Consider the following 13817-nt stretch of genomic DNA (forward strand, 5'->3'; position numbering starts at 1 on the left):
TGAAGTAAGGGGCTGCCTGACGACAACCCTTAAAGTTTGTGGTTACTTAGCTAGCGCAGTCATTGCGCATTAACTGGTTACTGCCAATCTAAGATTACCTTACCTGATTGACCTGAGCGCATGGCATCAAAACCCTGCTGGAAGTCATCAACCTTGTAGTGGTGAGTAATGATAGGCGACAGGTCTAAACCTGACTGAATGAGACTTGCCATCTTGTACCAGGTTTCAAACATCTCACGACCATAAATACCTTTTAAGATTAAGCCTTTAAAGATCACCTTGCTCCAGTCAATCGCCATATCTTTGCCAGGAATACCTAACATAGCGATTTTACCGCCGTGGTTCATAGTATCCAGCATAGAGTGGAATGCTGACGGTACGCCTGACATTTCTAAACCAACGTCAAAGCCTTCGGTCATGCCTAGCTCGTCCATCACTGACTTGAGATCTTCATTGGCAACGTTAACCGCGCGGGTGGCGCCCATTTTACGGGCAAGCTCTAGGCGGTACTCGTTAACGTCTGTGATCACCACATGGCGCGCGCCAACATGCTTACACACTGCAGCTGCCATAATGCCAATTGGGCCAGCACCTGTGATCAGCACATCTTCACCCACTAGGTCGAACGACAAAGCTGTGTGCACTGCATTACCAAAAGGGTCAAAAATAGAAGCAAGATCGTCAGAGATATCTGCAGGGATTTTAAAAGCATTAAATGCAGGAATAACTAGATATTCAGCAAATGCACCTTGACGATTAACGCCCACACCTGAGGTGTTGCGACAAAGGTGAGTGCGGCCGCCACGACAGTTTCGGCAGTGACCACAGGTAATGTGACCTTCACCTGATACGCGGTCGCCTACGCTAAAACCACGTACTTCCTGACCCATATCAACGACTTCACCCACATACTCATGACCAACAATCATTGGCACAGGAATGGTGTTTTGTGACCACTCGTCCCAGTTGTAGATGTGCACATCGGTGCCGCAAATGGCGGTTTTCTTAATTTTAATTAGCAGGTCGTTATGGCCTAGCTCAGGCTTAGGCGCATCAACCATCCAAATGCCTTCTTCAGGCTTTAATTTGCTTAGTGCTTTCATGTTCGCGACCTTAGATTATGCCCATTTCTTTACCGATGCGGGTAAAGGCGCCGATTGCATGGTCTAGTTGCTCACGAGTGTGTGCTGCAGACATTTGCGTACGAATACGTGCCTGACCTTTAGGTACGACTGGGAAAGAGAAGCCAATCACATAGATGTTTTCTGCCAGTAGGCGGTTAGCAAAGTCGCTAGCAAGTTTTGCATCACCAATCATCACAGGAATAATGGCATGATCTGCACCGCCTAAGTTAAAGCCTGCCGCTGACATTTGCTCGCGGAAGTAACGGCTGTTTTCCCATACTGCTTCACGTAGCTCTTGGCCATCTTTAAGCATTTCAAGTACGCGAATTGATGCACTGACAATTGAAGGTGCTAATGAGTTAGAGAATAGGTAAGGGCGCGAGCGCTGACGTAACCAATCAACCACTTCTTTTTTGGCTGCGGTGAAACCACCAGATGCGCCGCCCAGTGCTTTACCAAGCGTACCTGTAATGATGTCTACGCGATCCATGACTTCACAGTACTCATGAGTACCACGGCCTTGCTGACCCACAAAACCGACTGCGTGAGAGTCATCAACCATCACAAGTGCACCGTACTTGTCGGCTAAATCGCAAACGCCTTGTAGGTTGGCAATCACGCCGTCCATTGAGAATACACCGTCGGTGGCGATTAGAATATTACGCGCACCTGCTTCAGTAGCGGCAATAAGTTGTTGCTCAAGATCAGCCATATCATTGTTGGCGTAACGGAAGCGCTTAGCCTTACACAAGCGAACACCATCGATAATTGAAGCGTGGTTTAGTGCATCAGACACAATCGCGTCGTTGGCGTCTAGTAGAGTTTCGAAAAGGCCCGCGTTAGCGTCAAAGCAAGAAGAGTAAAGAATGGTGTCTTCCATGCCTAAAAATTCACTTAGGCTAGCTTCAAGTTGCTTATGGATGTCTTGCGTACCGCAGATAAAGCGCACTGACGCCATACCGAAACCGTGGTTATCTAGGCCATTTTGCGCGGCTTTAATTAGCTCTGGGTGATTCGCTAAACCAAGGTAGTTATTCGCACAGAAGTTGATGACTTTATCATCGTTTACGTCGATTGCCGTTTGCTGGGCTGAAGTGATCACGCGTTCGCTTTTGTATAAGCCGTCGGCTTTAACTTCAGCTAGCTGCTGATTGATACGGTCGTAGAATGAAGTAGAGGCCACCTGATGTCTCCTGCTAATGGTTATTATGTTAATCCAAGTGTAGTCAATTTGTGTTTTAAACAAGTTTGCTTGGAGTGGAGTATGTCGGGCATTCTACTCCTAAATAACCCCCAGCCACAGCGTTTTTTTTAACCGTGGCCGTTATATAAAAGAGATTAGGGCTGAGTCGATTTTTTGATAAGTAAAACTAATCCTAATACTTTGTGAATTAGCGTTAACAGCGAGTATATTGGGGTTGTTTGGTGAGTTTAATTGAGTGCCAGAGGAAGGTTTGCATTGACAACAAGTTAGAGCAGTAAACGATAGGCGACCTAAAGGCTTGTTAGCGCAAATTAGTACTGGAACACAGCTTTAAGTTGTGGTTCATAAGCGGAAGTTATACGTCCTAGCTGATTGCTTTAGTTCTTGAACTCTTGCTCATAAACCTAAGCTGTCAGCTTAGCCTTGTCCTGGTTTCTCAATCATGGCGCGGTAGTGCTGCTCTAAGCGGTCAAAGGTATCGCGCGAGTGTTCAGTTGAGTATGCCTTAAATACCATCAGCACTCTTAACAAGCCTTTGTATAAGGTTGCTTTAGTGATGGCTGAGTCATCTGATTGGGTTAGTTGGTAGCTGATCCAGAAGCTGACCATCATTTTTAGTGTGTCAGCAAGCTCGGCTATGATGTTTTCATCAACTGCTAGAAAGCCGTCGTTAGTAAGCTGGCGCAGAACGTTGCTTGAGCTTTCTAGAACATTTCTTTGCGCCACTAAATAGCGCTGCTTGAGTTTTTCATCGCGGCTTAAAATGTCAGCTAAGTTGGCGTACATGAAGCGGAATTGCCACATGGTGTAAAACATGGCATCGAAATAGCCAAGGAGCAGCTCGATATCAATCGCAACGTCTTGATATGGCTTAGAGCCATTTTCTAGGTGGGTTTCGTATAAGGTAAAGATAGAGTTGATAATGTCTTCTTTGTTGCGAAAGTGGTAGTACAGGTTGCCGGGGCTAATACCTAAGTGAGCCGCGATATGGTTAGTGGTGATGTTGCGTTCACCGTGCTCATTAAACAGCTCTAGGCTGGCAAAAACAATTTTATCGCGGGTTTTCATAGCACTTCCAAAGTCAGTCATTTATTGCCTAGCTCAAGGGGCTAGGTCGCACACATATCCTTATTAACAGCGAGTATGGTAGCATTGCGGCTATGTTTCGCAAAATCATTTAAGTCTTTGTTATGACTCGCTCAGTTTATTCACTGTTACTGTATCTACTGGCACCTTTAGTGGTGCTCTACCTTGGTTTTCGCAGTATTAAAAGCGCTGATTATCGCAAGCGTTGGTCTGAGCGCTTTGGTTTTTCAAAGCTAGTGCAAACCGATGTGTTATTTCATTGTGTATCCATGGGCGAAACCCTAGCTGCAGTGGATTTGATTAAACAGCTAATGCAGCAATATCCCGCTAAAAAATTCACCATTACTACCACAAGTCCAACTGGTTCAGAGCAAGTTACCAAGGCGTTTGGCGACAGTGTCCAGCATTGTTATCTGCCTTTAGATTTTAGTTATGCCGTGCAGCGGTTTCTTAATCAGGTTAATCCAAAAGTGTGCGTGATTATGGAAACTGAGCTATGGCCAAACCTAGTTCATTTTGCCAATAAACGCGGCGTTGAGTTGATACTGGCAAATGCGCGACTATCGCAAAAATCGGCTGATAAATATCAGGCAAAACCTAAGCTCAGCATTCCGATGTTGAAAACACTCGACAAAGTGTTGGTGCAGAGCCAGACCGAGGCTGAGCGCTTTTTCAAGCTAGGTGTTGATACTCAGCGTGTTCAAGTGACTGGTAGTGTTAAGTTTGATATCAATATTGATGCCAGCAAGCGTGAGCAGGCGCATGAACTTCGCAGCCTTTGGCAAAGACAAACCGCCCCAGTTTGGGTAGCAGGTAGTGTTCATCCTGGTGAGTTCGACATTATGCTGCAGGCCCATAAGCAAGTGTTAGCACACTATCCAAATGCATTGTTAATTATGGCGCCGCGTCACCCGGAGCAATTTGACGCGGCAGCGAAGGCAGTAAACAGTGTTGGATTGAACTTGCTGCGTCGCAGTGAAGGGCAAGCTGTTAAAGAACAAACCCAGGTGTTACTTGGCGATTCCATGGGTGAATTATTGATGCTCTATGGCACAGCCGATCAAGCATTTGTGGGTGGCACCTTGATTGAAAATGGTGGTCACAACCCACTTGAACCTGCGGCTATGGGGTTGAATGTATTTGTTGGCCCGCATCACTGGGATTTTGCCGAAATTACTCAGTTGCTTAAGCAAGCTGGTGGGTTAAAGGTGGTTGCAGCAGATAGCTCTGGATCAGGAGCTAACGGCTCGAAGGGGGATGATTTAAACCACGCTCAGCCTGCAGATGAATTAGCGCAATTCTTGCTGTTAAATTGGGATGACAAGCAAGCGCATCAGCAGCAATGTAAGGCAGCGCTTGCTGTGGTGGAGCAAAACAAAGGCGCGTTAAAAGCGCACTTTGATGCTATCTCGCCAGTGCTAGCAGGCTAGGCGCTTTGATAGCCCCGGATGAGCTGTTGCCAATTATCTTCGCTGAAATGCAATTGTGGCTGCTTACCTAGCTCTTTATTAAATGAACGCAGTAGGCGAGCAAGATTTGCCTGTTGCCAGCTATTGTATGGTTTACGCATTTCGCCGCGGTCAAAATCAATCAGATAGAATTTATCTGCGCTCAGCAGAATATTCTTAGCGTTAAGATCGGCGTGATACACCCCATGTTGGTGGAATTTAGCGATTGTGGCTCCTAAATGCTGCCACTGGGCGTCGGTCATTGGCTCATTTGATAAGTGTGCAACTAGATCTTTTGCGCCAGCGATACGCTCGATAATAATGTCAGCGCGATACCATAAAGCGAAGCGTTCAACATTGGCGGCGATTGGTCTTGGTACGGCGAAACCTTGTTGATACAGCTTTTCAAGTAAAGCTAATTCAGCAAAGGCGCGAGTATTGAGTTTGCCTGTATACAGATAGGCATCTTTAGACAACTTTTCAGCAAGACCACCGCGCCAGTAGTGGCGTAAAACCCACTCGCAGTCATCGTGCTCATTAACACTCTGCTCTGGCTTAACGCTATGCTCGGTTTTTTCCAACTGCTCTGGTTTGACAAACCAAGTCGTATAGCGGCCGCGAGATTGGCCTGTAACTTGACCCTTTTCCTGCCAAGGTGTCACCTTGAAATCTTCAGGTGTAAGGTTTGCTGCTTGCTCACAGCACCAAGCGATAACGCCTGTCGGAGTAGATTTTATTTGCATGCGTGCTCGCGAAAGCTAAGGCTTATAAAGTAGATAAAAAACGCATTATACCTTAAAATTCTGGGCTTGCGATTACTCACAATTTCAAGCCCTTAGCCTCGCCTTATTGGGCGAACATTGCCAGCAGGTGAACATGTCTAACGATTTCAGCTCAATCCAATCTTTATGTTTATTGCGCTTATCCGCTATAGGTGATGTTTGCCATGGCGTGGCTATGGTGCAAGCGATTCAACGTCATTACCCAAACCTGAAAATCACCTGGGTAATCGGTAAGGTTGAGCACCAACTGGTGAAGCATCTGCCTAATGTCGAGTTTGTGGTGTTTGATAAGTCACAAGGCTGGCGCAGCTACCGCAATTTACGTACGGCATTAAAAGGGCAAAAGTTTGATGTGCTGCTGCATATGCAAGTTGCACTAAGGGCTACCATTGCTTCGCTAATGATTAAAGCGAAAACCCGCATAGGTTTTGACAAGGCGAGGGCTAAAGAAGGCCAGTGGTTAGTGACCAATGCTGCCATTGCGCCGCAGCATCAACCCCATGTGCTTGATGGCTTTATGGGCTTCGCTAAAGCCATTGGTGTAACGGATATTACCCCGAGCTGGAATATCCCTGTACCTGAGGCGGACACGCATTTTGCTGCCACGCAAATTAGTGATGACGCTAAAACCTTAGTGATTTGCCCTGCAGCCAGTAAAGCAGAGCGTAACTGGCTACCTGAGCGCTATGCCAAGGTTGCCGATTATGCAGTAGCTCAAGGTTATCGAGTATTGCTGTGTGGCGGGCCAAGTAAGCTTGAAAGTGAGCTTGCGACACAAATCGTCAACCAAGGAACCAATAGCATTGAAAACCTGGTTGGTAAGACCTCATTAACGCAAATGCTTGCCATACTAAAGCGCGCCTCAGTGGTACTTGCGCCTGACACTGGCCCTGCACATATGGCAGTGACCCAAGGTACACCTGTGGTTGGTTTGTATGCGCACTCAAACCCAGGTCGAACAGGCCCCTATTTTAGTCAGGACTTGGTTGCAAATGTTTACCCGCAAGCAATAGCTCAGCAGGTTGTAGGCGAGGTAAAATGGGGTAAACGCGCCAAGGGCGAAAATTTGATGGCAATGATCAGTGTTGAAGATGTGATTGCCAAGTTAGATTGCGTTGATAAACAAGTTAGACCGCGTTGATAAATTGGTGTAAAAACCTCAATTAACCATGTTAGGATTTGTTCCAAGCAAAGCGATACGTGCGCTTTGCTCAACAGTTCTACCAGGATGTAGATGAACTGCCCTCAAAAGTAAACGGATGTAACCATGCCAAATGAGCCAAAGCTGTTGTTTATTCCAGTATCTTCAGATGAAGGTATTGGTGAATATATGCGCTCAACCATTATTGCTGATGAAGCAAAATGTCAATGGCCAAATGCCCAAATTGATTTTGTATTGAATCGACATGCGCCTTATTGTCATAGCTGCCACTATCGCACGCATTTACTTGACGATACGCCCACCAAAAAAATCAAGGAAGTGAATCAGCTCATTACTGAGCTTAAACCCGATGTAGTGATTTTTGATGCTGCTGGCAGAAAATCACAGCTAAAGCATGCCAAACGCTCTGGCGCGCAAGTGGTGTTTATCAGTCAGCATAAACGTAAGCGTGCTCGCGGCATGAAGCTGGAGCGAGCATTGGCGACTGATAGTCACTGGGTAGTACAACCTGAATTCGTGATTGGTGATATTTCGGCGTTTAATCGCTTCAAGCTCAATTTGATTAAGCGGCCAGAGCCAATTTGCATTGGCAGTATTTTTCCGCACCCAGATATTAAACTGCAGCAGCAATTACTGCAGAGATATCAGTTAGTAGCAAAACAATATTTATTCTTTAGTGCAGGCTCTGGCGGACATTTACTTAACAATAATTTGTTGGCCGCTGACGTATGGGCGAAAGTTGCCCAGCAAGCTTATATGGAAACGCAAGTTCCTAGCGTGATGGTGTTTGGGCCGAACTACCCTAAACCACTGCCTGAGTTGCCTGGTGTGATTGCTATATCTGCGCTTGATACTAAAGAGTTTATTAGCTTGCTAAACGGAGCTAAAGCTGCGGTATTGAGTGGCGGAGATACCCTATTGCAATCAATCGCTCTGAAAGTTCCTACTGTCGTAGCGCCTGTATCGAAAGACCAGCCAGATAGAATTAGAAAATGTGCTCAGGCGCACATGGTGCTTGCAGCAGATGCGAGTTATCAGTCACTGCTAAGTACTGTGCTTGGGTTACTTAAAGAGCAGAGTTTTCAGGAGCTGTCTGCTAGTTTACAGGCGTCACCTACTGAGAATGGGTTAGTAGCGGCGATGGACAAACTGCAACAGTTGGTCAATACGCAAGCTCACATCTAAGTTGTTAACCCTATTAACCGTTGATGAGAATTTGCGATTGAAAAATCGAGCGTTAGTTGAGGTTGAGCGCTAGATGTGTATTGGATGAGTGCTAGATGATAGCACTCAATTGTTGGTTTGCTGCTGCGATGACATCTTTTACGGCGACTTGTCTTGCTTTGCCGTTTCCTTCCAAAATAATGCTATTACCTTGTGGCTGCCATAATTTAAAGTCACTTGCCATGATAGTGACTTGCGGCACGTCTAGGCTTAATGCCAAATGCGCAGTGGCGGTATCTACGGTAATAACTAGGCTACACAGGCTCATTAACGCGGGTAGCTCAAAGAAGTTGGTCTTTGCTGTTGAGGCACATACTGCAAGGTTAGATAAGTCACCGTCTTGCGCGATTGCCTGCTCGACTTCATCAAGCTTGTCAGGCGGGGTATTAACAATAAACGCCAGTGTTGGATGCTGCTTGCTTAGCTCGACAATGAGTGTCTTAACACCTTCCCAAGGGTAATCTTTTTTTGATGCAGTGGATAAATGATTTATAAATACCAGTTTTTTATCTTGTTCTTGCGCGACCAGCTTACTTACAGTTGGTTCAACTAGTGCTAAATACTCAGGCTTAACTGCAAGTGGTAATTGCTGCTTGCCTGCAACCAGATCACTTGTTTCTAATCCCAAAAGTTGGTTAAAACACTGGCTGTATAGCTCGGTAATGTGCGATACCTTGGCGGCAATGTTGTCATAGCTAATCACGCCATCCATCTTTTTCATGTGCATGTAGTTAGCAATGGGGTTAGATAGTGGCTTGCTATTGGTTACTGCTATTTGTGCGCTATGTGAAATCTGTCTGGCAATTTTTGCAAACTTTTCAGGGCGGTTCTTGCCGACAAACACAATAATGTCGTACTGTTTTGCTTGCGCTTTCGCAATTGATTGCGCGCGCTGTTCAAGATCCGCAACAATTGGATAGGTGTCGTCAAATTCTTCTGTAGCATCAATCCATTCCGTTAAGGTTTTATTGCGTCCAGCAGCCCAGTCTTGGGGTTTGCTGCGACAATCATCAAACCAAATATCAATACTTAGCTGAGGGTACTTATGTTTAAGTGCTTGTAACCACACGCCTTGGTAGACGAAGTCTCCAATCGCGAGGTGGCTCATGTACAGCACTCGCTTGGCTTGTTGTAACTGTGAGTGGCTAACAACCGGTATCATATTGATATCCTACTTAAGCTGTTGTTTAAATTGATTAAAGGCTTTGTCTAGCTTAGGTGTAGCTAGCATTCGGTTAAATGCACGTTTCCAATTGAGAAGGATTTTATGCACTTTACGTTGCTTGAGTTTGTTGAGCTCTTGCTGACCAGGGTTGATATCCGATTGGCCATCGACATCGATGCCTATGCAATACGGTGATAAGCCGAAAGGCGTAATATCGAGCTCCCACCAAGACTTGATATGACCATCTACCGGTTGAACAACATATGGCATATTTTTTATCAAAGCTTGGGCTCCGCGGCGACTAATTATTTGGCCAACGGCGCTAATAGGGTACTTGTGGTAACTAACGAAACGATGCCCTTTATATTCAATTGAATCGCGAACGTTACTTTCGCCGCCTTTTTTAAATGGGAATAACTTTATATAGTCCCAGTCCATTGTTGGTAGTTCAGCCATCAGTTCTACAATGGATTTGAAATTGTCCTTTAGATAAATGTCATCTTCTAAAATGATGGCAAAATCTAAATCATCGTCGAGAATTTTTTGCCATGCTTTTTGGTGACTGAGACTGCAGCCAACTTCCCCTTTATTTAGCGGGCGAAAATAGTGCTGTTGTACTAATGATTGAGGAGAGTATTTCTCGATTTCTTCATCGCTAAGCTTACGGCCATCAACTGCATCAATGCGTTCAAACGGTACCTGGAATTTGCCTAATTGCTCAGTGATGTGCTTAAGGCGCTCAGCGGAGCTTGCTAAGTTAATGACAAAAACTTTGAAGTTATGCATCTTGAGTAAATTCTCTTTTTATCTCGTCGTTTCGGTTGTTCGCTGCTATGGGTTGTTAGATTAGCCTAACTAGTCTTGAGCATTTAGATATTGTGCTGTCTCTGTCGCAACTTTATCAAAATCAATCAACGCCATGTTGCGACCGCTCTTGCGGCCAACTGGCGGGGTAAAAGCAAAGCGTTTTTCTGCTTGCGATAAAGTCTGCCAGCGAATATGCGGCGCTGAGCGGCGCCCTGCATAAAAACCCACGGTGGCGACATTGTGCAATCCCGCAAGGTGTAGCGGCCCCGTTGAGCCAGCAATAAACATATCTGCGGCGACAATAGACTCTGCAAAATCGGTCAAACTCGATAATGGTTTGGCAATATCAATATTGATATCAGATTGTGCTAACCCTTGATGGATATTTTGCGCTAACACCAGCTCATCGCCATTATAGGTCAAGATAAACCTAACTGGGTGGTTAAGCTGGCCATGCAGTTGAGTGATGAGATTAATATAGTCTGACTCAGCGACTCTTCCTGATGAACCACCTGTACCTGGATGGACAAAAATCAGTTTCTCGCCCGCTTGATGGCCGTAATGTTGCAGCCACTTGTGACGATTTTCGCTTGCATCCCAATACTGTTTTGGTAACACAGGAATCGCAATATTATGGTGTTTTAAAAAGTGTTCGACTAACAAGCAGCCGCCACGCCAGCAGCCTTCATGTTTTTCGTACAGGTTATTGACTCTGTGTTTATACAGATACTGGAACCATTTGTGTTTTGGCGCCAGGGTGTAGCTTGCACCACTGTTTTTTACCAGGTTGTAAATTCTTAACTCAGACGATGATACTAACACCACGTCATAGTTGGCATCATTGATGGTTTGCCTTAGCTGAGTATCATCACCTGTGTCAGCAATGACATTATCGATATAAGGGCAAGCTCTGGCAAAATCGGCAACGACTGGAGACACAAACACCTCGATACTGGTATCTGGTAGCGCTGTCTTTAGCAGGTAAAATGCGGGCCACATGAGGACGAAATCGCCAATTTTATCGTTCTTAACTAGCAGTAGTTTCTTCATCGATTTGCTATTCACTTAACCTAATTAAACAGTGTTGGGCTGTGTATGGGAGACGGCTTATACCGTCTCCTTTGCGGTGGTTATTGGCCGATGAAATGTTGTTCTGCTAACCAGTCTAGGTACTCAGGTACTGCCTGCTCTACGGTTTTGAATGGCGCCGTATAGCCCGCAGCTCTTAACTGAGTTAAGTCTGCCTGGGTAAAGCTTTGGTATGCACCTTTAAGCTTGTCTGGGAACGGGATGTATTCAATTTTGCCTGCATTATGGTAGTTAATTACTGCATTAGCGACGTCGTTAAAGCTTTGCGCTTGGCCTGTACCACAGTTGAAGATGCCTGACACTTCAGGGTTTTGCCATAGCCAAATATTTACAGCAACGACATCTTTAACGTACACAAAGTCACGCAGTTGCATACCATCTTCAAAACCGTCAATTCCCGCAAATAAGCGACAAACTTGGTTCTCTTTGATCTGGTTATTGAAGTGGAAAGCGACACTCGCCATTCCGCCTTTGTGCTGCTCGCGCGGGCCATAGACATTGAAATAACGCAGACCAGCAACTTGAGAGGTCAGTGATTGAGTACGCACATATTGGTCGAATAAGAACTTTGAGTAAGCGTAAACGTTAAGTGGCTTTTCAAACTCGCGCTGCTCGACAAACTTCTCGCTACCGCCGTATACAGATGCAGATGATGCATAGATGAATTGGCAATTATGTTGCTGGCAGAAATGCAGTAGCGTTTTAGAGTATTCGTAGTTGTTTTGCATCATGAACTTACCGTCCCACTCAGTGGTGGTAGAGCAAGCGCCTTGATGGAAAATCACTTCTAACTTACCGTCAAATTCACCGGCTTCAATCGAAGCTAGAAACTGGTCTTTGTCTAGGTAGTCGGCAATTTCACAGTCGGCTAAGTTAAACATCTTGGTGCCGTCGGTTAAATCGTCAACAGCAATGATATCTTTACGGCCTAATTCGTTAAGCGTTTTGACTAGGTTACTACCAATAAAGCCCGCTGCACCGGTTACGACTATCATATTTATTCCTATTCTGACTAAAGGCTACTGAAGATAGACTCAGTTAAGGTCTGTTAGTTCAGCAGTAGTTGTTTAACAATTTCGACCAATTGAAATATAGCTTAATGCTCTGTATCAACTGTTGGGTGTAGCTTTTTACACCGATTTATAGCGCTGTATTATAACAGTTTTGCTCCTTGCGGTTACGTTTAATCGTGAAACTTCGAATAAAGCAGTAATTAAATTGATGAAAAGTAACAGCTGTGAACAAATTTAGGTACAATCGGGGTTTAATTTTTAGCAGAAAGAATAGGCGTTATGAAGGTAACTTTACCCGTATTTGAACAAGCAAAAGTCTTAGTAGTTGGAGACGTGATGCTCGATAGGTATTGGGCAGGTGATACAGGACGTATTTCTCCAGAAGCTCCTGTACCAGTCGTACGCATAAATCAAAGTGAGGATCGCCCAGGCGGCGCCGCTAACGTGGCATTAAACATTGCGACCTTAGGTGGGCAAGTTGCACTAGCGGGTATTGTTGGCGACGACGAAAACGCTCAGGCGCTGACTACTGGTATTAAAGCGCTTGGTGTCGAGCCATGCTGGCACACTGTTGCCGAGCTACCCACTATCACCAAGTTAAGGGTGATGTCACGTAGTCAGCAGCTTATTCGCTTAGACTTTGAAGAAGCTTACCCAGAAGCTGAAAGCCATGCGCTAATGGCATCTGCAGTGAAAATGCTAGGTGAAGTTGACGTCGTTATTCTTTCTGATTACGCCAAAGGCGCATTAACTGATTGTACCGACTTTATTGCCCAGGCAACGAAGCAAGGCGTTAAGGTGCTTGTTGACCCTAAAGGTAGCGACTTTTCACGTTATCGCGGAGCATCGCTGCTGACGCCTAATATGCTTGAGTTTGAACTTGTTGCTGGCAAGGTGACCAGTGAAGCAGACTTAGTTGAAAAGGCCCACAAGCTGCTGCATGAGTTTGACCTTGAGGCATTGTTGGTGACTCGCTCAGAAAAGGGCATGACCCTGATCACCCGTGACAATGACGAATTACATATTCCAACCGTTGCGCGCGAAGTGCACGACGTAACGGGTGCGGGTGATACTGTTATTTCAGTATTGGCTTCATCGTTAGCCGCCGGTAGCGATTTGCCACAGGCTTGTGCTATCGCCAATGCTGCCGCTGGTATTGTGGTCGGTAAGCTGGGTACATCTACTGTGAGCCGCATTGAGCTTGCGCAATCACTAAATGTTCACCAAGGTGAAATGGGTTTTGGTGTAGTAAGTGAAGACCAATTGGCATATGCGCTTGAACACGCCAAACTTGCTGGCGAGCGCGTGGTAATGACCAATGGTTGCTTTGATATTCTTCACGCGGGTCACGTGAGTTACTTAAATGAAGCTCGTGCTCAAGGCGATCGTCTGATTGTTGCGGTTAACGACGATGACTCTGTTAAACGCCTGAAAGGTGAAGGTCGCCCGGTGAACCCTGTTGAGCGCCGTATGGCAGTGCTTGCTGGCCTTGCCGCTGTAGATTGGGTAGTGCCATTTTCTGAGGACACGCCACAACGAGTGATTGCTAAATTACTGCCTGATTTACTTGTCAAAGGTGGTGATTATAAGATTGAAGAGATTGCTGGTGGTAAAGAAGTGATTGAAGCTGGCGGTGTGGTGAAAGTGCTGAGCTTTGAAGACGGCGTTTCGACCACTAAGATCATTGAAAATATTAAGGCAAACAACTAGGAC

General features: G+C 45.6%; 12 protein-coding genes. 4 read left to right on the plus strand and 8 right to left on the minus strand.

The features are described from left to right. Positions 1 to 77: 77 nt before the first annotated feature. From tdh to EXU30_RS10915, 3 genes are all read right to left on the minus strand, one after another. Positions 78 to 1103 (minus strand): L-threonine 3-dehydrogenase, encoded by a 1026-nt coding sequence (gene tdh / locus EXU30_RS10905; RefSeq protein WP_130599979.1) that lies wholly within the window; start codon positions 1101 to 1103, stop codon positions 78 to 80. Between the two features lie 10 nt (positions 1104 to 1113). Continuing rightward, entirely contained in the window at positions 1114 to 2307 is a 1194-nt protein-coding gene (locus EXU30_RS10910; RefSeq protein ID WP_130599981.1) for a glycine C-acetyltransferase, read from the minus strand. A gap of 438 nt (positions 2308 to 2745) precedes the next feature. After that, entirely contained in the window at positions 2746 to 3396 is a 651-nt protein-coding gene (locus EXU30_RS10915; protein WP_130599983.1) for a TetR/AcrR family transcriptional regulator, read from the minus strand. Positions 3397 to 3518: 122 nt separating this feature from the next. On the opposite strand from EXU30_RS10915, the gene waaA reads away from it, so the two are divergent. After that, the gene (gene waaA / locus EXU30_RS10920) at positions 3519 to 4844 is read left to right on the plus strand and encodes a lipid IV(A) 3-deoxy-D-manno-octulosonic acid transferase (protein WP_130599985.1); all 1326 of its coding nucleotides are present in this window, start codon (positions 3519 to 3521) and stop codon (positions 4842 to 4844) included. Here waaA and EXU30_RS10925 read toward each other — a convergent pair. Next, positions 4841 to 5605: a 3-deoxy-D-manno-octulosonic acid kinase gene (locus EXU30_RS10925; protein ID WP_130599987.1), complete on the minus strand. Its 765-nt coding sequence runs from the start codon at positions 5603 to 5605 to the stop codon at positions 4841 to 4843. The two genes, waaA and EXU30_RS10925, sit on opposite strands and share 4 nt — an antisense overlap. 133 nt (positions 5606 to 5738) lie before the next feature. On the opposite strand from EXU30_RS10925, the gene EXU30_RS10930 reads away from it, so the two are divergent. Together EXU30_RS10930 and EXU30_RS10935 are read left to right on the plus strand one after the other, a co-directional pair. Beyond that, positions 5739 to 6785, plus strand: a complete 1047-nt coding sequence (locus tag EXU30_RS10930) for a glycosyltransferase family 9 protein (RefSeq protein WP_165399006.1) — start codon at positions 5739 to 5741, stop codon at positions 6783 to 6785. Positions 6786 to 6911: 126 nt separating this feature from the next. Continuing rightward, entirely contained in the window at positions 6912 to 7991 is a 1080-nt protein-coding gene (locus EXU30_RS10935; RefSeq protein WP_130599989.1) for a hypothetical protein, read from the plus strand. A 91-nt stretch (positions 7992 to 8082) separates the two neighbouring features. Here EXU30_RS10935 and EXU30_RS10940 read toward each other — a convergent pair whose 3' ends face one another. The 4 genes from EXU30_RS10940 to rfaD all read right to left on the minus strand — a co-directional run bounded on the left by EXU30_RS10940 (position 8083) and on the right by rfaD (position 12086). Then, positions 8083 to 9192 carry a glycosyltransferase family 9 protein gene (locus EXU30_RS10940; protein ID WP_130599991.1) on the minus strand — a complete coding sequence of 370 codons (1110 nt, stop codon included), beginning with the start codon at positions 9190 to 9192 and terminating at the stop codon, positions 8083 to 8085. Positions 9193 to 9201: 9 nt separating this feature from the next. Beyond that, positions 9202 to 9981 (minus strand): glycosyltransferase family 25 protein, encoded by a 780-nt coding sequence (locus EXU30_RS10945; RefSeq protein WP_130599993.1) that lies wholly within the window; start codon positions 9979 to 9981, stop codon positions 9202 to 9204. 69 nt (positions 9982 to 10050) lie between these two features. Beyond that, positions 10051 to 11052 carry a glycosyltransferase family 9 protein gene (locus EXU30_RS10950; RefSeq protein WP_130599995.1) on the minus strand — a complete coding sequence of 334 codons (1002 nt, stop codon included), beginning with the start codon at positions 11050 to 11052 and terminating at the stop codon, positions 10051 to 10053. 80 nt (positions 11053 to 11132) lie between these two features. Continuing rightward, entirely contained in the window at positions 11133 to 12086 is a 954-nt protein-coding gene (gene rfaD / locus EXU30_RS10955) for an ADP-glyceromanno-heptose 6-epimerase (RefSeq protein WP_130599997.1), read from the minus strand. Positions 12087 to 12383: 297 nt separating this feature from the next. On the opposite strand from rfaD, the gene hldE reads away from it, so the two are divergent. Continuing rightward, a complete protein-coding gene (gene hldE / locus EXU30_RS10960) occupies positions 12384 to 13814 on the plus strand; it encodes a bifunctional D-glycero-beta-D-manno-heptose-7-phosphate kinase/D-glycero-beta-D-manno-heptose 1-phosphate adenylyltransferase HldE (RefSeq protein WP_130599999.1) in 1431 nt (476 codons plus the stop codon). Positions 13815 to 13817: the final 3 nt, after the last annotated feature.

The sequence above is a fragment of the Shewanella maritima genome, from assembly GCF_004295345.1.
In the GTDB taxonomy this organism is placed as follows: Bacteria; Pseudomonadota; Gammaproteobacteria; order Enterobacterales; family Shewanellaceae; genus Shewanella; species Shewanella maritima.